The sequence below is a fragment of the Shewanella oncorhynchi genome, from assembly GCF_012584455.1.
GTDB classification, from domain to species: Bacteria; Pseudomonadota; Gammaproteobacteria; order Enterobacterales; family Shewanellaceae; genus Shewanella; species Shewanella oncorhynchi.
In genome coordinates, this window is sequence record NZ_JABAEB010000003.1 from 63,641 (window position 1) to 83,892 (window position 20,252).

The following is a 20,252-nucleotide window of genomic DNA, read 5'->3' on the forward strand; positions in this document are numbered from 1 at the left end:
CTTAGAACTTAGAACTTAGAACTTAGAACTTAGAACTTAGAACTTAGAACTTAGAACTTAGAACTTAGAACTTAGAACTTAGAACCTAGTCATGATACTGCTCGGCGGCATATAAGGTGTTTTCTAATAGGCTTGCAATCGTCATCGGGCCAACACCGCCGGGGACTGGAGTGATAAAGCTGGCATTTTGCGCAGCAATGTCATATTGCACATCGCCGACTAAGGTGCCGTTATCTAAACGGTTAATACCCACATCTATTACAATCGCGCCAGACTTGATCCACTCGCCAGGAATAAAGCCAGGTTTACCCACTGCAACGATCACGAGATCTGCCTGACGAATTTTTTGCTCGAGATTCTTAGTGAAGCGGTGGCAAGTAGTGGTGGTGCAGCCAGCAAGCAGCAACTCTAAGGTCATTGGGCGGCCGACAATATTGGATGCGCCAACCACAACAGCATCTAAACCATAGGTATCAACGCCGGTGGATTTGATGAGTGTCATTATGCCCATTGGGGTGCAAGAGCGCAGCACCGGAATACGCTGGGCTAAACGGCCGACGTTGTACGGGTGAAATCCATCGACGTCTTTATCTGGGCGGATACGCTCGATGACTTTTGAGTCTTCGATATGTGCGGGTAATGGCAGTTGCACTAAGATGCCATCAATTGTCGGATCATCATTAAGACTATCAATCAGGTTGAGTAATTCATCTTCAGTGCAGTTTGTTTCTAAATCGTATGAACGAGAAATAAATCCAACTTCTTCACAAGCCTTACGTTTACTGCCAACATAAACTTGTGATGCCGGATCGGCTCCCACTAATATTACGGCTAAACCCGGTACGCGTTGTCCAGCCTCTTTGCGGGCGGTGACTTTTTCGCTGAGCTTAGTGCGGATGGATTGAGCAATCGCCTTGCCGTCGATTATTTGGGCTGTCATGGGTGTAGGATATCCTTTATATGGGCGATGGTGAAAACAGTAGTTAACACAGAGATTGGCAATCGTGGCTATTTTAACAGGGCACAGCTACTGTGTCATGGTTAAAGCCGTTGCCAAGTGGATAAAAAAAACCAGATTAGCCTGATAATTCAGCACCTAGAGTCGAACGATAAAAAAATCGTTGACGGGTGTAAAGTGAGGGGATAAGATGCGCTCCGTTCTCAGGCAGATGTGTTCATCTTGCGCTGAAAATGTCATGTAAGACCTTAGGTGATTAGCGCAGTACGATAGAGTGCATCCAGATTTTGGATGAGAGCGGACCAGAGGGAACCCTCTGAGTTGATACCAAAAAATGTAAGATCTTCGGTGATTAGCGCAGTCCGGTAGCGCATCTGGTTTGGGACCAGAGGGTCAGAGGTTCGAATCCTCTATCACCGACCACTTTATTGTCGTTTGCTTCAATGAATTCAAAAATAATTTGAACTCAAATAGGCGAATGATAGGGTTAGCATAAATGCTTTCCAAATCGGTTAGGATACAGAAAATTCTGTAAACCATGCGCCCGTAGCTCAGTTGGATAGAGCACCCGCCTTCTAAGCGGGTGGTCGCAGGTTCGAATCCTGCCGGGCGTACCAGTTTCAGTGGTGATTGTAGCTCAGTTGGTAGAGTCCCGGATTGTGATTCCGGTTGTCGTGGGTTCGAGCCCCATCAGTCACCCCATTTTTAGTACTTTGAGTACAAATTAAAAAAAGCGACCTTGTGTCGCTTTTTTTATACCCCAGATTCGGCTGTTGAGGCTCGACTCTGCAGAAAACGGTGGCTATAATGTCGCGTCTTGATAGATATCAACTATGAGCGACCTGTGCCTAAAGCCAGTTGTGGTGGGCATTGTAGTCAAATTTAATGATCAAGAAACGAATACCTGAATAGTTGATGAATCGGCTATTACAAAGGACGTTAGACAAATTTCGAGGTAAAACAATGCAAGTTTCTGTTGAAGCAACCCAAGGCCTAGAGCGTCGCCTGACCATTTCTGTTCCTGCTGAACAAATTGAAAAGCTGGTTAAAGACAGTTTACAACGTGAAGCTAAGCGTGCTCGTATCCCAGGTTTCCGTCCTGGTAAAGTGCCTGTTACTGTTATAAACAAACGTTACGGCGCAGCGATTCGTCAAGACATCATGGGTGAAGTGATGCAACGTAACTTCATCGAAGCAATTATTGCTGAGAAGTTAAACCCAGCGGGTGCACCGACTTTTGTTCCTGGTTCTACTGATGGCGAAAAATTCGAATTTATCGCTACCTTTGAAATCTATCCAGAAGTTGAGCTGAAAGGCTTAGATGCAATCGAAGTAGAACAGCCAAAAGCTGAAGTGACTGACGCTGACGTTGACACTATGATTGAAACCTTACGTAAACAACACGCGACTTTCGCTGCTGTTGAGCGTGAAGCTGCTGATGGCGACAAAGTGAAAATGAACTTTGTTGGCTCAGTTGACGGTGAAGAGTTTGAAGGCGGCAAAGCTGATGATTTCGAACTGCAACTAGGTAGCGGCCGTATGATCCCTGGTTTTGAAGCGGGTATCTTAGGTCACAAAGCGGGTGAAGAATTTGTTATCGACGTGAACTTCCCTGAAGAATATCACGCTGAAAACCTGAAAGGTAAAGCGGCTAAGTTCGCGATTACGCTGACTGAAGTGCAAGCGGCTAACCTGCCAGAAGTAAACGATGAGTTTGCAGCTCTGTTTGGTATCAGCGAAGGTGGCTTAGAAGCCCTTAAAACTGAAATCCGTAAAAACATGAACCGTGAACTTGAGCAAGCGTTAAAAGCTAACGTGAAAGAGCAAGTGATCAATGGTCTGTTAGCTAACAACGATATCACTTTGCCAAAAGCATTGATCGATGGCGAAGTTAACGTTCTGCGTCAACAAGCCATGCAACGTTTTGGCGGCCAATCGGCTAACATGCCAGAACTGCCAGCTGAATTGTTCACTGAACAAGCTGCACGTCGTGTTAAAATCGGTCTGCTATTAGGCGAAGTCATCAAGACGAACGAACTGAAAGCGGAAGATGAACGCGTACAAGGCTTGATCGCTTCTATGGCTTCTGCCTACGAAGATCCAAGTGAAGTTGTTGCTTATTACAACAGCAACAAAGAGCTGATGCAAAACATGCGCAACGTTGCTTTAGAAGAGCAAGCGGTTGAAGCACTGTTGAAATCTGCCAAAGTGACCGAAAAACAAGTCGCTTTTGAGGAATTTATGAACAAGGCTACCGGTCGCGCATAAGCTAAGCTTGACTTGATTAGCTGTTCGCCATTTATAATGGCTCGTATGAGGCTCCTCATGCGAGCCATTTTTATTTAGGGAAGTGAATAATGCATAATGCGTCAGACATACAAAGTGCTTTAGTGCCTATGGTGATCGAACAGACTGCTAAGGGTGAACGCTCATACGATATTTATTCTCGTTTGTTGAAAGAGCGGATTATCTTTTTGGTAGGTCAAGTTGAAGAACACATGGCAAACCTTATCGTGGCGCAATTATTATTCTTAGAATCAGAAAGCCCAGATAAAGATATCTTTTTATACATTAACTCCCCTGGTGGTTCTGTCACCGCAGGCATGGCGATTTATGATACCATGCAGTTTATCAAACCGAATGTTAGCACTGTCTGTATCGGCCAAGCCGCCAGTATGGGCGCTTTCTTGTTAGCCGGCGGTGAGAAGGGTAAGCGTCACTGTTTACCAAACTCTCGCGTGATGATCCATCAACCGCTGGGTGGTTTCCAAGGTCAAGCATCAGATATTGCTATTCATGCCAAAGAAATCTTAGGCATTAAAAATAAGCTTAACCTAATGCTCGCTGAACACACAGGTCAACCGCTCGAAGTGATTGAACGCGATACCGATCGTGACAACTTCATGAGTGCAACTCAAGCCGTCGAATATGGCTTAGTTGACTCTGTGATGACGAAACGCGGCTGATTTTTGCTTTTGACTGAGCTATGCTTTGTAAAAGTTAAGCAAATTTAAGACAGGCAGTAGAGCAGACTGCAAATGAGGTAATTAATGGGCGACAACAAAAATAATGGTGACAGCGGTAAATTGCTGTACTGCTCTTTTTGCGGAAAGAGCCAGCATGAAGTCAGAAAACTCATTGCTGGCCCATCAGTGTATGTATGCGACGAATGTGTTGAGTTATGTAACGACATCATTCGTGAAGAGATTAAAGAAATCTCTCCAAAGCGTGATAGCGATAAATTACCGACACCACATGAGTTGCGTGCACATTTAGACGATTATGTTATTGGCCAAGACAGAGCGAAAAAAGTGCTTTCTGTGGCAGTGTATAACCACTATAAGCGTTTAAAAAATGCATCGCCTAAAGATGGTATCGAGCTGGGCAAGAGTAATATTTTGCTTATCGGTCCAACGGGTAGCGGTAAAACCCTACTGGCTGAAACCCTTGCGCGCTCACTCAATGTGCCTTTCACTATGGCAGATGCTACTACGCTGACTGAAGCGGGTTATGTGGGTGAAGACGTTGAAAACATCATTCAAAAGTTGCTGCAAAAGTGCGACTACGATGTTGAGAAGGCGCAGCGTGGTATCGTTTATATCGATGAAATCGATAAAATTAGTCGTAAGTCAGACAATCCATCAATCACCCGTGACGTATCGGGTGAGGGTGTACAGCAAGCGCTGCTTAAGCTGATTGAAGGTACTGTTGCCGCGGTTCCACCACAAGGTGGCCGTAAGCATCCACAGCAAGAATTCTTACAAGTCGATACTTCTAAGATCCTGTTTATCTGTGGTGGTGCATTTGCAGGGCTTGAGAAAGTGATTGAGCAACGTGCGCACGTTGGCTCGGGTATCGGTTTTGGTGCACAGGTGAAAGGCGAGAAAGAGAAGGCGACGATCTCTGAAACGTTATCACAAGTAGAACCTGGCGATTTAGTCAAATACGGTTTAATCCCTGAGTTTATTGGTCGTCTACCAGTGGTTGCGACTCTGACTGAGCTGGATGAAGAAGCTTTAGTACAAATTCTATCTCAACCTAAAAATGCCCTAACTAAGCAATACAGTGCGTTATTTGAGATGGAAGGGGTAGAGCTTGAGTTCCGCGAAGATGCGCTTAAAGCGATTGCTCACAAAGCCATGTCTCGCAAGACAGGTGCCCGTGGTCTACGCTCCATCGTTGAAAGTATTCTGCTGGATACTATGTACGATATCCCATCCGTTGACGGTGTGGTGAAGGCCGTTGTGGATGAATCAGTCGTGAAAGGGGAATCTGCCCCAATCTTGATTTACGAGCACAATGAGGCCCAAGTGGCATCAGGCGAACAATAATTGTACTGATCGCTAATAAACTGAAAAACAAGGAGTCCAATGGACTCCTTTTTTCGTATTAGCCATTGAAACTCCATAAAGCGTCCCAATATACTCCAGTATTAATCCATTTCACCAAAACGGAATCGAACTATGACCCAAGAGCGTGAAGCGCATATCGAACTCCCCGTGCTGCCACTGCGAGATGTGGTGGTCTATCCCCATATGGTAATTCCGTTATTTGTCGGACGAGAAAAATCTATTCGATGTCTCGAAACGGCAATGGCGCAGGATAAGCAAATTATTTTAGTGGCGCAGCGTGATGCCGAGCTCGATGAACCATCAAAAGATGACATCTTCGAAGTGGGTACGGTTGCCTCTATTTTACAGTTACTTAAGCTGCCAGACGGTACAGTCAAAGTGCTGGTTGAAGGTGGTCGTCGCGCCCGTATTACCCGTTATACCCAAGAAACAGAATTTTTTGTGGCTAAGGCTGAGTATCTGGAATCAGAACCGCTGGAAGATAAAGAAGAAGAAGTGTTAGTGCGCAGTGCTATTGGTCAGTTTGAAGGTTATATCAAGCTGAACAAAAAGATCCCGCCAGAAGTCTTGACCTCTTTATCGGGTATCGATGAAGCGGCGCGTCTGGCCGATACTATGGCCGCACACATGCCACTTAAGCTTGAAGATAAGCAATCTGTGCTTGAGATGGTCAACGTCGGCGAACGTCTGGAATATCTAATGGCGATGATGGAATCGGAGATCGACCTATTACAGGTTGAGAAACGTATCCGGACTCGCGTTAAAAAACAGATGGAAAAGAGTCAGCGTGAGTACTATCTGAACGAACAGATGAAAGCCATCCAGAAAGAACTGGGTGACCTAGATGAAGGCCATGACGAATTTGAAGCCTTAAATCGTAAGATTGAAGAGGCTAACATGCCCGCTGAGGCGAAAGAGAAAGCCCTCGCCGAACTTAACAAGTTACGCATGATGTCACCAATGTCGGCTGAAGCGACGGTTGTTCGCAGTTATGTCGATTGGATGACGGCTGTGCCTTGGAGCCAACGCTCTAAAATCAAACGTGATTTAGCTAAAGCCCAAGAAGTACTCGACACCGATCATTTTGGTCTTGAAAAAGTCAAAGAACGTATCTTGGAATATTTGGCAGTCCAAAGCCGAGTGCGTCAGCTTAAAGGGCCAATCCTGTGTTTAGTGGGGCCACCAGGTGTGGGTAAAACCTCGCTAGGTCAATCGATCGCTAAGGCGACCGGTCGTAAGTATGTGCGTGTTGCCCTCGGTGGCGTGCGTGATGAAGCGGAAATCCGTGGTCACCGCCGTACTTACATTGGGTCTATGCCGGGTAAAGTCATTCAAAAGATGGCTAAAGTCGGCGTGAAAAACCCGTTATTCTTGCTCGATGAAATCGACAAGATGAGTTCTGATATGCGCGGAGATCCGGCTTCTGCTTTATTAGAAGTGTTAGATCCTGAGCAAAATGCGACCTTTAACGATCATTACCTCGAAGTCGATTACGACCTATCCGATGTGATGTTTGTTGCAACGTCAAACTCCATGGATATTCCTGGGCCACTACTTGACCGTATGGAAGTCATTCGTTTATCGGGTTACACCGAAGACGAGAAGCTGAATATTGCTAAGCAACATTTGCTGAATAAGCAAATCGAGCGCAATGGTTTAAAAGCCACTGAAATTAAAGTCGATGATAGTGCTATCGTTGGCATTATCCGTTATTACACCCGTGAAGCGGGTGTGCGTTCACTCGAGCGTGAATTGTCTAAGATTTGCCGTAAAGTCGTGAAAATGATTTTGCTCGATAAGTCGGTCAAGTCTGTGACTGTTAACCAAGAGAATCTCAAGTCTTTCCTTGGCGTGCAGCGCTTTGATTACGGCAAAGCCGAGTCTAAGAACCAAATCGGTCAAGTGACTGGCTTAGCTTGGACTCAAGTGGGCGGTGACTTACTGACGATTGAAGCAACCTCAGTGCCAGGTAAAGGGAAGTTAACCTATACCGGTTCCCTTGGCGACGTGATGCAAGAGTCGATTCAAGCAGCGATGACAGTTGTTCGCGCCCGTGCGGAACAATTAGGTATCAATGCGGATTTCTACGAGAAGCGTGATATCCACGTGCATGTGCCAGAAGGTGCGACACCCAAAGATGGTCCATCTGCTGGTGCGGCTATGTGTACCGCGTTAGTATCCAGCTTAACGGGTAACCCAGTGCGTGCCGATGTGGCCATGACTGGTGAAATAACCTTACGTGGTGAAGTGTTACCTATCGGTGGTTTGAAAGAAAAACTGCTAGCAGCTCACCGCGGCGGCATAAAATTGGTGCTTATTCCAAAAGAAAATGAGCGCGATTTGGAAGAAATTCCTGCCAATGTGATTGCCGATTTAGAAATTCGTCCCGTGCGTTGGGTCGATGAAGTGTTAAAACTGGCCCTAGAAAGACCAGTTGAAGGCTTCGAAGTGGTTAAAAACTTGGCATAACGCAAGAAATTGCGCTATCACGTTAAAAAAAATGAAAAAAGGGGCTTAACAAAGCGCAGACCTGTGGTAGCCTAGGTCTGTGGAGAGCCAGCTGCTCCAAGCCCTTGGCGCAACTGGCTTTGAGCTGTATCCAGTTTTAATTCTTTGGTTTTCGAACTCAGCTTGAACTTTGAATTCAAGCTTGTTATAAAAGCCTCCGCAGACCGCTCTAGAGACGGATTTGGTTGCGGCGCAAAAAAATTACATTCAAGGGGATGACATGAACAAATCTGAACTAATCGAGAAAATCGCATCTGGTGCTGACATTTCTAAAGCCGCTGCTGGCCGAGCACTGGATTCTTTTATCGCTGCTGTGACCGAAGGTCTGAAAGAAGGTGATAAAATTTCTCTTGTTGGTTTTGGTACTTTTGAAGTGCGTGAACGCGCTGAGCGTACTGGTCGCAACCCACAAACGGGTGAAGAAATCAAAATCGCAGCAGCTAAAATTCCTGCATTCAAAGCTGGTAAAGCACTGAAAGACGCTGTTAATTAATCATTAATATCGTAGCCTTTGTAAGGCGTTCGTAATGACAAGCACTGTTTATCAGTGCTTTTTACGAATTGAAAGTAATGGAATATGAAGCTTAATTTCTACCATTACTCGGGGTTTTAGAATTTACCAGTGGTAGCGTCTGAATATTCCCCATAAATTACAGAAAGGCGCATCTCAACCTGATGCGCCTTTTTATTTTGTTAATCGCAACAAGCGAGAAATCTGATGTTAGAAAAGATCCGCGATGGTTCGCAAGGCGTGATTGCTAAAGGCATTCTCGTACTTGTGATTTTATCTTTTGCATTTGCAGGAGTCAGTAGTTACTTAGGTTCAACAACTGATGTGCCTGCGGCAGAAGTGAACGGTGACAAGATCACTAAAGCCGAGCTAGAACAGGCGTACCAGAGCGAGCGCTCTCGCATGGAGCAACAGCTAGGTGAAATGTTTGCTGCGTTATCTGCTGACGAAAAATACTTACAAAGCATTAAGCAGAGCGTATTAGAACGCTTAGTGGCTGACAAGTTGATAGATCAAGCTGCTAAGGCTATGGGTCTACGTGTATCTGACGAGCAAATTGTTGCTGCAATGAGAGCTGAACCGGCATTTCAAACTGATGGCAAATTTGATAACGATCGTTATCAGGCGATTCTGCGTCAGTTAGGTTATCAGCCACAGACTTTCAGAGACATGATGCGTGTCGATATGACCCGTCGTCAGTTAACTGCAGCCCTTGTGGGTACTGAATTTGTGTTACCTGGCGAAGCTAAGCAATTGGCTGAGTTACAAGGCCAAACCCGTGATGTGCGCTATGTTATTGTCGATTCTGCACCATTCTTAGCGACAGCGGTTGTGACTGACGAGCAAGTGAAAAACTATTACGACGCAAACCAAGGGCAGTTTATGAGCCCAGAGATGGTGAGCTTAGAATATGTTGAACTGAATGCTGCTGATTTTGCTAAAAATAATCCAGTTTCTGATGAAGAAGCACAAACGTATTACGAAGAACATAAAGCACAATATGTTTCTAACGAGAAGCGTCTTGCCGCGCATATTTTGGTTATGCCAGGTAACGATGAAGCTGCAGCAAAAGCAAAGGCTGAAGATCTCGCTAAGCAATTAGATAGCGGTGCCGATTTTGCTGATCTGGCTAAAGCTAACTCTGATGATACTTTGAGTGCAGAGCAGGGCGGTAAACTGGATTGGTTTGAACCTGGTGTAATGGACCCCGCATTTGATGCCGCTTTATTTGCATTAAATAAAGGCCAACATTCTGCGGTGGTTAAAACAGACTTTGGTTTCCACATTATCAAGCTATTAGATGTGCAATCTGGCGCGACTGTACCGTTTGCTGATGTGAAAGCTAAGATAGTGGCTCAATTGCAAGATAAGAAAGCGGTTGACCAGTTCTATAGCTTACAAAGTAAATTAGCGGATACCAGCTATGAAGTGCCAGATACACTATCTGAAACCGCAAAAGCTGTTGGCGTTGATGTTAAGACTACAGCACTGTTTTCTCGCGATAACGCACCTGCTGAGCTAAACAAGCCTGACTTAGTTAAAGCAGCCTTCTCTGAAACTGTAATGCTGAAAGGTTTAAACAGTGAAGTGATTGAGCTTGAACCTAACCATGTGGTTGTTATCCGAGTGAAAGAACATCACGATGCGGGTACTTTGGCCTTAGCTGAAGTGAAAGCCAACATCACTGAGCGCTTGAAGCAAGATCAAGCAAACGAAGCCGCCCGTGCAAAAGCACAGGAACTGATGGCACAAGTTAAAGCGGGTGCAACTGATCTTGGTTTAGTGTCTAAAGCGAAACTAGGCCGTGGCGCGCAAGACGTTGATGCTGCGATTGTAGGCAAAGCGTTCCAAATGCCAACACCAAGTACAACTCCTGTTGTTGATACCGTTGGTTTAGCAAACGGTTATGCTGTGGTTGCACTGGATAAAGTCAACGCTGCAGAAGGTGTGAGTGATGAGCTAGTTAATGCACTTAAACAACGTCTGAACGCACAATACAGTGAAGCAGACTACCGTGGCTTGATCGATTCGCTTAAAGCCAATGCCAAGGTGCTTTATCCTGTAGAAGAATAATTTCAGTGAGGATAGTGAGTTATTAAATTTACTATCCGACTGATTAAATAGAAAAGGCCAAGTGAGTTCACTTGGCCTTTTTGTTTTTAATTCGATAAAGTTTACCAATGAAGTTCGAAGGATATCCGCTATAGCAACACTGTCAGACTCCATATTCCATTACTTCAATCGCCACGTTACTGAATTGAATGGTTAATCATCAACGCCAATCATTACGCTGCTGGCTTTGATGAGGGCATAAGCCGAATCACCCACTTTGAGCCCTAGGCGCTCACAGGAAGCTTTAGTCACCACAGAGGTCAGTACGACACCGGGTGCAAGTTCTATTGTCACTTCATTGTTTACAGCGCCCATTTCTATGGATTTGATTGTACCGCTGAGGGTGTTTCTTGCGCTAATTTTCATTGATTTTCCTTATTGAGGGATTATTAGGGGTCAACTGCAGCTAGTGTAGCGCATCTTAATCTGGGAGTTATAAATAAAAACGCCACTAAAAAGTGGCGTTTAACGTTTGTGATAAGCAGTGATTCGTATTGAGTCGATTAGAGTTCGATAACGTCAAATTCAACGTATGGGTTAACGTCGGCATCGTAATCAATGCCTTCGATACCAAAACCAAATAACTTAATAAATTCAGCTTTGTATTCACGGTAATCAGTCAATTCTGATAAGTTTTCTGTGGTCACTTGTGGCCACAAATTACGGCAGTGTTGCTGAATATCTTCACGCAGTTCCCAGTCATCTAAACGTAAGCGATTATCACTGTCGGTCTCAGGTTTTGCACTATCGGCACGGAATAGACGCTCACTGAATAAGCGATAGATTTGCTCCATACAACCTTCATGGAGACCCTCCTGACGCATTTTCTTGAATACCATAGCGATATATAAAGGCATGACAGGAATGGCCGAACTCGCTTGAGTCACAACGCTCTTTAGCACTGCAACATTTGCGCTGCCGCCAGTGGCTGACAGTTGTTCATTTAACGCTTTTGCTGCGCGGTCCAGATCCATCTTGGCCTTGCCAAGGGCGCCGTGCCAGTAAATTGGCCACGTCAGTTCAGTACCTATATAGCTATAGGCTACGGTTTTGCAGTTATTGGCTAATACACCGGCTTCAGATAAGGCTTTAATCCACAGTTCCCAATCTTCGCCGCCCATAACAGTGACAGTATCGGCAATTTCTTGCTCAGTTGCTGGCTCAACGGTGGCTTCAATGATGCAGTCTTTATTGGTATCAACGGCAGTTGCTGTGTAAGTTTCGCCAATGGGTTTTAAAGCTGAGCGGATAAGCTCACCTGAATCAGGGAGTTTGCGCACTGGTGATGCCAGTGAGTAAACAACCATGTCAATTTCACCAAGATCTTGCTTGATAAGCTCGATGACTTTTTGTTTAGCTTCATGGCTAAAGGCATCGCCGTTAATGCTTTTAGAATATAAACCTTCCGCTTTAGCAAATTTGTCGAAAGCGGCAGAGTTGTACCAACCTGCAGTACCTGGTTTCGCTTCAGTACCTGGCTTTTCGAAGAACACGCCAATCGTTGCGGCATCGCTACCAAAAGCGGCTGCGATACGTGAAGACAGACCATAACCACTTGATGAACCGACCACTAATACCTTTTTCGGGCCGTTAGCAATCTTGCCTTTTGCTTTAGTTAAGGTGATTTGTTCTTGAACGTTTACTTCACAACCGACAGGGTGTGTAGTGGTACAAATGAATCCACGAATTTTTGGTTTGATAATCATATTTAAGCTTCTTCTATCAAAATGACCAATAGGATAAATATTTCGGCGGGTAAATGGCACCTATTTTTAGCCAATTCACCTGATTATTTAAGTGGTTGGAGCAGTTTAGCGTTTATGAACAAACAGACTCTGCTCTTGGACCAACCTCTGGGTGTATTCATGTTTTGGTGAGTTAAATATTTGTTCTGTATCAGCTTTTTCAACCATTACACCTTTGTGCAGTACCATAATTTTATCGCTGACATGGCGAATAATATTGAGATTATGGGACACGAAGATATAAGACAAGCCGAGATCTTTTTGCAGTTTTAACAGCAAATTAAGAATTTGCGAACGCACCGAAAGGTCCAGAGCGGTTAAGGCTTCATCGGCAATGATAATTTTAGGATTGAGCATTAAGGCTCGTGCTACTGCGACTCGTTGTTTTTGCCCTTCGGAAATCATGTGCGGATAAAACTCCGCATGCTCAGGTAGTAAACCTACTTTTCGTAAGGTATCGACCACTTGGGTGTGCCGCGATTGCGCTGACATTTGGGTGTTGAAACGCAGCGGCTCATCGAGTAATTGACCAATCGTTAGGCGCGGGTTCAGTGAAGTATTCGGATCTTGGAAAATCATCCGAATTAAGCGGCATCTTTGCTTCACATTGCGGCTGTCTAAGGCTTCACCTTCGAAAAATATCTCACCACCGCTGCGGGGCTCTGCACCGACTAAAATGCGGGCAAGGGTACTTTTACCTGAACCCGCCTCACCCACTATCGCTAAGGTTTCACCGCGTTCGAGTTCAAAGGATACGGGCGCTAATGCATCGTTATATTGGCGGGAAAAGCCCTTATAACCAGTATCATATCTTTTATAAAGGTCATTAACTTTAAGCAGTGGGGTCGTCATTATGGGTTTCGCCGTGATAAGGGAAATGACAGGCAAAATAGCGGTCTTTGATATGACTCAAATTTGGCTGATTAACGCATTTTTTTTGTGCTTCAGGGCAGCGTGGCCCTAAACGACAACCAATTGGCAAATGCTGTAAGGCGGGCGCAGAACCCGGTAGGGTAGGCATAATCGCCTTGTGACCACCTGAGCCTGAATAGTCGGGCATATTTTCGAGTAACGCCTTAGTGTAAGGATGATAAGGCTGCTTAATCACTTCGTCCGTTGGCCCAGATTCCATGACTTGACCGCAATAGAGCACGGATAAGTGATCGCACCATTGGGCTAAGGTTTCCAGCTCGTGGCTGATCAATAGAATCGATACGTTTTGTAATTGATTTAATTGGGATAATAATCTGAAAATTTGCGCCTGAGTGCTGAGCTCCATCGAGCTTGTGGGTTCGTCTGCAATCAAGAGGCGAGGCTGGTTAGCAACCGCCATCGCAATCATCACCTTTTGGCATTCACCTTCGGATAATTCCCATGCGTAGCTAGACATCACCTGCCGCGGATTCTTGATCCCGACTTTATGCAGCCATTTTTGTGCCGTAAGTCGCGCATGCCTGCGCCGTTGCCAAAAATAGGCGTTGGGATTTTTAGGCATAGCTTGCATTAACTGACTGCCGACGGTTTGTGCTGGATCTAAGCTGCCAGACGGATCTTGGAAGATCATCGCCATGTCTGAACCCATCAGGTTACGGCGCTCTTTTGAGCTCATGGCCATCAAGTTATTGCCATCCCACATCATGCGGTCTGCTGTGATAGTCCAGTTAGGGCCGGGGATGCCTAAAATCGCTCTGGCTAACAAACTTCGTCCTGAGCCTGATTCACCAACTAGCCCATGAATTTCGCCGGCATTGAGCGTTAAGCTGACTTTTTCTAGCGCCCGCACTCTACCGTGGGGCGTATCGAGTTCAATCGTTAGATTTCGTACGTCGAGTAAGGGCATAAGTTAGTTTCTGATGGGCGCAAGCGCCGACCGTAGGCCATCGCCAACCAAGTTAATGGAAAGCACACTGAAAAGAATCGCTAAGCCTGGAATAGTTACGGCCCAAGGCGCAGTTAGTAAATTATCCATCCCTTGGGCGACCATAGCGCCCCATTCTGGACTCGGGGCCTGTGCGCCCAAGCTTAAAAAACCCAGGGCAGCGATATCTAAAATAGCAGCTGAAATGGCAAGTGTGGTTTGAATAATCACCACTTCCCACACGTTTGGCATAATGACATACCAAAAAATTTGCATCGAGTTAGCGCCGTCTAAACGCGCGGCTGTGACATATTCTTTTTGTAATTCTTCATGCACTGACTGGTGTATGGAGCGCACAAATTGTGGGGTTAAGGCTATCCCGACGGCCCAGAACACATTTTCAAGCCCTGGTCCCATTACAGCAACCACTAAAATCGCCATTAATAGCGAGGGAATAGATAACAGCGCATCGAGCAAATGACCAAGAATACTGGATTTTAAGCCCCGCATCATGCCCGACAACGACCCTATGATAAAGCCTGTGAATAATGCGGTGACGACGATCAGCAGCGCCATGCCAAAGGTCAAGTGCGCGCCGTGTAATAATCGGCTGAAAATATCGCGGCCGAGATCGTCAGTCCCTAAAAAGTGCGCCACTGTGCCTGAAGGGTCCCAAGAGGGTGGCAACAGCAAGGCTCTTGGATCTTGTGCCTCTGGTGGGAAGGGCGCAATCATAGGGCCAAACAGGGTTAGCAAGAGCAGAAATGCAATCGTCCATAGACCCGCTAAGGCGAAAGGATTAGCCGAAAAGTTAAGCCAAACCCGCATAGTCGGGGAGGCAATTTGATCTTCTTGATAAATTTTAACTGGTGGCATAAAGGTCTTTTCTGCTCAGTGGATTAAAGGCTGTGTGCAGCACTTCAATCAAGATACTTAGGAAGATAATCAATAGGGCCACGGCCAAAATCCCACCTTGGATAACAGTATAGTCCCGTTGGTAAATCCCTGAAACCAGCCAAGATCCTACACCAGGCCAAGAGAAAATCATTTCAACCACTATGGCATAACTGGCAAATGAGCCAAGCATTAGCCCTAAATGTTTAAGTACGGGGATCAGCGCATTGGGCAGGGCGTGGCGCAGTATAATCGTGCCAGTATGCATGCCTCTGGCTTCGGCGGCGCGGATAAAGGTTTGATTCATCACATTCACCATTGCCGAACGGGTGCTACGAACCACTACAGTAAAAGGTAACACGGCCAGTGTTGTGGCAGGCAAAATGATATGCAGCAGGGCATCTTTAAATGCCGACATGCCGTATTCTGACTCTGACAACAAGGTATCCACTAGCATAAAGCCAGTGACGGGCTTGATTTCATAGAGCAAATTGATTTGTCCCGAAATTGGTAACCAACCAAGATCGACGCCAAACCAAAGCGAAAGATAAAGGCCTAACCAGAATACGGGTACAGAGTAGCCCGTTAGGGTAATCGCCATAATGGTATTTTGGGTGAGCTTATGTTGACTCTGGGAGGCGAGCACGCCTAAGGGCACGCCCAAGCAAATTGCGATAATACCCGCCATCACAGCAAGTTCGAAGGAGGCGGGCAGGACGGCACTGAGTTCTTCGGCGACTTCTTGATGTGACGTGACTGAAATCCCTAAATTACCGCTAAGCCTTTGTTGTAGGTAAGCGATAAATTGCCACGCTTGGTTTTTATCTAATTTGTAGTCTTGTTCTATTTGAACCAGTTGGGTCGCCGTCGGTGTATGTATGCCAGTGAGTGCATAGGTGCGCTCAACTGGAAACAAGCCTGTAGCGTAAAATAAGACACCCACCATGACTAACGAAGTAGCAAGAAATAAATTGAGGCGACGCAGTAGGTATGTAAACATTAATTCGCCTCCTGTGGTGCTTGGCTAGTATGGGTGAAGGAAATCCCACCAAAAGGCGTAAGCTGCATATCCTTGATATCACTGCGAGTTAACGCTACACGTTTGGCATGGGCCAGACTCAGCATAGGTACTTGTTCAGCTAAAAAGGCTTCTGCTTGTTGATAAATCACTTTACGTTCCGCTTGATCTGATACTTCCCTTGCGCTGTTTAAGATGGCATCAAACTCAGGGTTACACCAGCGAGAACGATTATTGTTTGATTGCATTGCTGCGCAGCTCAGCAGCGGATTAAAAAAGTTATCGGGATCGCTGTTATCAGCATTCCAGCCAATCAGCACAGAATCATAGTCGTCGCGGCTCAGTCTCTGATTAAATACGCTCCAATCGTAACTGACGATATTCACTTTTACGCCGATGTTTGCTAAATCGGATTGAATTAATTCGGCCGTTTTCAACGAATTGGGGTTATAAGCGCGGGCAACCGGTATGGCCCAAATATTGATGCTGAGATTTTTTATACCAGCTTCTTTTAATAGGTCGCGTGCTTTTTGCGGATTGTAATCGACAAGTCCTTTGTTATTTTCGTAGGCCCATGATGCTGGCGGCAGAACGCCGGTGGCTTCAATGGCAGTATTTTGATAAACCGCTCGCAGGATATTTTGTTTATCAACAGCATAGGCAAGTGCACGACGTACGCGAACATCATCTAAGGGTGGCTTTTGTGTATTAAAGGCCCAAAATGCCACGTTAAGACCTGGTTGTGATTCGATGTTTAATTCTTGATGCTGTTTGATAACAGGCAGTTCACCTGCTTTGGGCAGCGCAGAAACGCTGCAATCCCCCGCGATAAGCTTAGCGAGCCTAACTGTACTTTTGGGCGTGATATCAAATACCAGCATATCGATTTTTGCTGGCTCTCCCCAAAAATCGGGATTACGGCGATAGCGGATATATTCGTTTTTAGCGTATTGCACTAAGGTGAACGGTCCTGTACCAATGGCAAAGTGGTCGACGTTTTCAGGATGACCTAAAGCTAACTGCTGCTGCGCGTATTCGTTTGATAAGATCACCGCAAAGTCGGTGGCTAAATTTGACAAAAAAGAAGCGTCTTTGCGAGTTAAGTAAAAGACCACTTCATGATCGTTTATCTTCTCTATCCCTTTAACTTGCTGAGAAAAGCCAATACTTTGGAAGAAGGGATAACCCGTGCGGGAGACAAAATGATAAGGATGCTGGGTATCGATAATACGATTAAAGGAGAACAACACATCGTCGGCATTAAAGGGGCGAGTTGGGTAAAAACGCTTTGAATGCTGGAACTGCACGTTTTCCCTGAGAGTGAAGCGATAGCTTAAACCATCATCAGACATGGCCCAACTGGTCGCCAAGGCAGGGACAAGCTTGCCTGACTGGGTGTCATAATCCACTAGGCGACTATAAATTTGATGTGAGGTGGCATCGATTGTCGTGCCAGATGTCACCAATTGTGGATTAAAAGACTCAGGGTTCCCTTCGGAGCAATACACCAAACCAGAAGGGAGTCGTTGGGGCCCACACGCGACCAACAACCAACTCATGCAAGAAACTGCAGTTGTTAGGCACAGGCGTCTAATTAGCACACTCATTTATAAATCATTATTTTATCGACTATGAACGGCTATTTTAGCAGTGCATCTCCCCCGTGGGCAATCTGCTTATGCTTTATCAAGTAAATTGTACTTTTTAAGGATGCCACGCAGTTGGTGGTAACTTAATCCGAGCATGTCGGCGGTTTTCTTTTGGTTATATTGGCTGTTTGAGAGTGCCTGCTGGATCAGATCCATTTCGTACTTCTCAGTTTGCTCTTTAAAATCCAGCGGAAAATTAAAGCAATTCGTTGAATACTCAGTATTGACTTGTACTTCAGCCTCAAGTATCGGCGCAGATTGTGACGTACTGGCAACAGTTGTTGGCGCGACTGAGGTGATTTGGCGTTCGCGAGTCTTGATCCGCGTTTGGGGCCGATACGGTGAAGCAAAGGGATCGAGGGTAATATGATCGATGGGTCTATTTTCACCACCATTACGGTAAACGCTGCGCTCGACTACGTTTTTAAGTTCACGGATATTACCCGGCCAGTTGTGGGTCATTAATTGCTCGACCGCATGGGCGCTGAAACCGCTGAACAGCTGCAGTTTTAATTGGCGCGCCATGCCAACGGCGAAATATTCCGCCAGCGTCATTATGTCTTCTGGGCGGCAACGCAGTGGTGGCAGAGTAATTACATCGAAGGCGAGTCTATCGAGCAAGTCGGCACGAAATTCGCCTGCGTCAGCAAGTGATGGTAAATCTTCGTTGGCGGCGCAGATTAAACGAACATCAGCCTGCACGGTTTTACTGCCGCCGACCCGCTCAAATTCGCCATATTCAATGACGCGCAGGAGCTTTTCTTGGATAAGTCCTGAGGTGTTGGCTAATTCGTCGAGGAATAAGGTGCCGCCGTCGGCGCGCTCAAAGCGGCCTTCGTGTTTGCCTTTGGCGCCAGTAAAGGCTCCTGACTCATGGCCAAATAATTCACTCTCGAGTAAATTTTCACTCAAAGATGAACAGTTTAGCTTAATAAAACTTTGATCCCAGCGCTTAGACAGATAATGTAAGCGTTCGGCAATAAGCTCTTTACCTGTACCACGTTCACCAATAATCAGTACGGGTTTAGACAGAGGCGCTATTTGCGACACATGTTCTAACACTTCGAGTAGGGCGTTGGATTGACCGATGAGGTTGTCTTGCTGAAATTTATTATCCACGATATTTTTTAGTCTTTCGCGCTAAAATTTGGTGAAAATGATAATAAGTGGCTTGAAGCGTAAAAGGAAGTAAAAGTTAATATTTTGTTTAACTTGCTGTATTTAAATAATAAGTTAAAGTTGGCACGGTTAGTGTATTACCTTATACGAGACCAACATCAATTTGAGGATAGGATTATGGGAATTTTCTCTCGTTTCGCCGATATCATTAACTCTAATATCAGCGCATTGCTGGATAAAGCAGAAGACCCAGAAAAAATGGTTCGACTGATTATCCAAGAAATGGAAGACACACTCGTTGAAGTGCGTTCTACCTCAGCTAAAGTGTTAGCTGAAAAGAAAGAGCTGCAACGTCGTATCAACCGCGTGTTAGAGCAAGTGCAAGATTGGCAAGATAAGGCTGAACTGGCACTGTCCAAAGACCGTGAAGACTTAGCGAAAGCCGCTTTAGTTGAAAAACAAAAAGCGACCGGTTTAGCAGATACGCTGAATCAAGAGTTAGCCGTCATCGATGAACATATCGCACGCTTGAAAGATGAAGTGGGCATGTTGCAAGAAAAGCTGCTCGATGCAAAAGCGCGTCAAAAGACCATTATTTTGCGCACTCAAACAGCGTCATCACGCTTAGAAGTGAAAAAGCAGCTAGATTCAAGCAAGATCGACAATGCTATGCTCAAGTTTGAGCAATATGAGCGCCGTGTCGAAGGCTTAGAAGCCCAAGTTGAATCTTACGATCTTGGCAGCAAGAAGACCTTAGCCGATGAGTTTGCGGCGCTAGAAGCGGAAGATTCTGTGAATGCAGAACTGGCAGCGCTCAAAGCCAAGGTAAAAGGTAAAGCGCCAACTAAGTCAAAAGAATAACAATTCAGAGGTGAGTTATGGATATGGACGTGCTAATGGCGCCGATTATTATTTTCATGGTGATAGTCGCGCCAATATGGTTAGTTCTTCATTATCGCAGTAAGCGACAAGTGAGCCAGGGACTCACTGAGGAAGAGTTTTCACAACTCAATGATTTGATATCCAAGGCCGATAAAATGGCGGCGCGTATCGAGACCTTAGAGGCCATTCTGGATACAGAATCGCCCGAATGGAGGGGGAAACATGAGAGGATCTAATGGCCGTACTTTGTACCGCATTCCCCAGTCAGGCAAAATAGCGGGTGTATGTGCAGGGATTGCCGAGTACTTTGCGATTGAAACTTGGTTAGTGCGAGTGCTGACGGTGTCTATCTTCTTACTCGGCGGCTCAGGTGTGGTATTTATCATCTATGTCGCTTTGTGGGTGATTTTAGACATCAAGCCGCAAAAGCATTACGATAGAGACGATATCGAGGTGAAGAAGAAGCCGTGGCAGTCGGGAGAACCCGCAAAGCAAGCGCTAAGCGACGTGAGTCGTCAATTTCGAAGTCTAGAAGTTAGGCTACAAAATTTAGAACGCCATGTCACCTCTGACAACTTTGATTTAAAAAGACAAATCAATAGTTTGTAACCCTTCTAAAGGGCGGCCATGTCCGCCCTTGTTGCTT

General features: G+C 45.6%; 18 protein-coding genes and 3 tRNA genes. 12 read left to right on the plus strand and 9 right to left on the minus strand.

The annotated features are described in order from the left end of the window. Nucleotides 1-85: 85 nt before the first annotated feature. Nucleotides 86-940, minus strand: coding sequence for a bifunctional methylenetetrahydrofolate dehydrogenase/methenyltetrahydrofolate cyclohydrolase FolD (gene folD, locus HGO26_RS04765; RefSeq protein WP_168823651.1), 855 nt, complete (start codon nucleotides 938-940; stop codon nucleotides 86-88). A 364-nt stretch (nucleotides 941-1,304) separates the two neighbouring features. Here folD and HGO26_RS04770 point away from each other — a divergent pair. The 9 genes from HGO26_RS04770 to HGO26_RS04810 all read left to right on the plus strand — a co-directional run bounded on the left by HGO26_RS04770 (nucleotide 1,305) and on the right by HGO26_RS04810 (nucleotide 10,402). Beyond that, nucleotides 1,305-1,381, plus strand: a tRNA-Pro gene (locus HGO26_RS04770). Between the two features lie 117 nt (nucleotides 1,382-1,498). Further along, nucleotides 1,499-1,575: transfer RNA gene (locus HGO26_RS04775), tRNA-Arg, on the plus strand. A gap of 9 nt (nucleotides 1,576-1,584) precedes the next feature. Continuing rightward, nucleotides 1,585-1,660 (plus strand) — tRNA-His (locus HGO26_RS04780). A 261-nt stretch (nucleotides 1,661-1,921) separates the two neighbouring features. Then, a complete protein-coding gene (gene tig, locus HGO26_RS04785; RefSeq protein WP_028760469.1) occupies nucleotides 1,922-3,226 on the plus strand; it encodes a trigger factor in 1,305 nt (434 codons plus the stop codon). An 89-nt stretch (nucleotides 3,227-3,315) separates the two neighbouring features. Continuing rightward, the gene (gene clpP / locus HGO26_RS04790; protein WP_063883148.1) at nucleotides 3,316-3,924 is read left to right on the plus strand and encodes an ATP-dependent Clp endopeptidase proteolytic subunit ClpP; all 609 of its coding nucleotides are present in this window, start codon (nucleotides 3,316-3,318) and stop codon (nucleotides 3,922-3,924) included. 84 nt (nucleotides 3,925-4,008) lie between these two features. Beyond that, entirely contained in the window at nucleotides 4,009-5,289 is a 1,281-nt protein-coding gene (gene clpX, locus HGO26_RS04795) for an ATP-dependent protease ATP-binding subunit ClpX (protein WP_028760467.1), read from the plus strand. 132 nt (nucleotides 5,290-5,421) lie between these two features. Further along, entirely contained in the window at nucleotides 5,422-7,779 is a 2,358-nt protein-coding gene (gene lon, locus HGO26_RS04800) for an endopeptidase La (protein WP_105252934.1), read from the plus strand. 244 nt (nucleotides 7,780-8,023) lie between these two features. Continuing rightward, complete coding sequence (gene hupB, locus HGO26_RS04805; protein ID WP_255211589.1) at nucleotides 8,024-8,311, plus strand: nucleoid-associated protein HU-beta; 288 nt, start codon at nucleotides 8,024-8,026, stop codon at nucleotides 8,309-8,311. Nucleotides 8,312-8,536: 225 nt separating this feature from the next. Continuing rightward, nucleotides 8,537-10,402, plus strand: coding sequence for a SurA N-terminal domain-containing protein (locus tag HGO26_RS04810; protein WP_028760465.1), 1,866 nt, complete (start codon nucleotides 8,537-8,539; stop codon nucleotides 10,400-10,402). A gap of 192 nt (nucleotides 10,403-10,594) precedes the next feature. Here the strand turns inward: HGO26_RS04810 and HGO26_RS04815 are convergent, their stop codons facing one another. The 8 genes from HGO26_RS04815 to pspF all read right to left on the minus strand — a co-directional run bounded on the left by HGO26_RS04815 (nucleotide 10,595) and on the right by pspF (nucleotide 18,724). Continuing rightward, nucleotides 10,595-10,807, minus strand: coding sequence for a TOBE domain-containing protein (locus tag HGO26_RS04815; protein ID WP_006085368.1), 213 nt, complete (start codon nucleotides 10,805-10,807; stop codon nucleotides 10,595-10,597). 137 nt (nucleotides 10,808-10,944) lie between these two features. Further along, the gene (gene fabV / locus HGO26_RS04820; RefSeq protein ID WP_168823653.1) at nucleotides 10,945-12,147 is read right to left on the minus strand and encodes an enoyl-ACP reductase FabV; all 1,203 of its coding nucleotides are present in this window, start codon (nucleotides 12,145-12,147) and stop codon (nucleotides 10,945-10,947) included. 105 nt (nucleotides 12,148-12,252) lie between these two features. Beyond that, nucleotides 12,253-13,038: a peptide ABC transporter ATP-binding protein gene (locus tag HGO26_RS04825; RefSeq protein ID WP_105252932.1), complete on the minus strand. Its 786-nt coding sequence runs from the start codon at nucleotides 13,036-13,038 to the stop codon at nucleotides 12,253-12,255. Next, a complete protein-coding gene (locus HGO26_RS04830; RefSeq protein ID WP_113938851.1) occupies nucleotides 13,019-14,026 on the minus strand; it encodes a peptide ABC transporter ATP-binding protein in 1,008 nt (335 codons plus the stop codon). Before HGO26_RS04830 ends, HGO26_RS04825 begins: the two co-directional genes overlap by 20 nt. A gap of 3 nt (nucleotides 14,027-14,029) precedes the next feature. Further along, nucleotides 14,030-14,920, minus strand: a complete 891-nt coding sequence (locus tag HGO26_RS04835; RefSeq protein WP_006081133.1) for an ABC transporter permease subunit — start codon at nucleotides 14,918-14,920, stop codon at nucleotides 14,030-14,032. After that, nucleotides 14,907-15,938: an ABC transporter permease gene (locus HGO26_RS04840; protein WP_028760461.1), complete on the minus strand. Its 1,032-nt coding sequence runs from the start codon at nucleotides 15,936-15,938 to the stop codon at nucleotides 14,907-14,909. The genes HGO26_RS04835 and HGO26_RS04840 overlap by 14 nt, the downstream gene beginning before the upstream one ends. Further along, nucleotides 15,938-17,563, minus strand: coding sequence for an ABC transporter substrate-binding protein (locus tag HGO26_RS04845; protein ID WP_028760460.1), 1,626 nt, complete (start codon nucleotides 17,561-17,563; stop codon nucleotides 15,938-15,940). Before HGO26_RS04845 ends, HGO26_RS04840 begins: the two co-directional genes overlap by 1 nt. A gap of 69 nt (nucleotides 17,564-17,632) precedes the next feature. Next, the gene (pspF, locus tag HGO26_RS04850) at nucleotides 17,633-18,724 is read right to left on the minus strand and encodes a phage shock protein operon transcriptional activator (RefSeq protein ID WP_168823656.1); all 1,092 of its coding nucleotides are present in this window, start codon (nucleotides 18,722-18,724) and stop codon (nucleotides 17,633-17,635) included. A gap of 177 nt (nucleotides 18,725-18,901) precedes the next feature. Between pspF and pspA the strand changes: the two genes are divergently transcribed. From pspA to pspC, 3 genes are read left to right on the plus strand one after another with little or no spacing between them, the layout of a single operon-like run. Beyond that, nucleotides 18,902-19,585 (plus strand): phage shock protein PspA, encoded by a 684-nt coding sequence (pspA, locus tag HGO26_RS04855; protein ID WP_006081137.1) that lies wholly within the window; start codon nucleotides 18,902-18,904, stop codon nucleotides 19,583-19,585. A gap of 17 nt (nucleotides 19,586-19,602) precedes the next feature. Beyond that, nucleotides 19,603-19,842 (plus strand): envelope stress response membrane protein PspB, encoded by a 240-nt coding sequence (gene pspB / locus HGO26_RS04860; protein ID WP_006081138.1) that lies wholly within the window; start codon nucleotides 19,603-19,605, stop codon nucleotides 19,840-19,842. Continuing rightward, entirely contained in the window at nucleotides 19,829-20,215 is a 387-nt protein-coding gene (gene pspC / locus HGO26_RS04865; protein WP_028760457.1) for an envelope stress response membrane protein PspC, read from the plus strand. Before pspB ends, pspC begins: the two co-directional genes overlap by 14 nt. The last annotated feature ends 37 nt before the right edge of the window (nucleotides 20,216-20,252 follow it).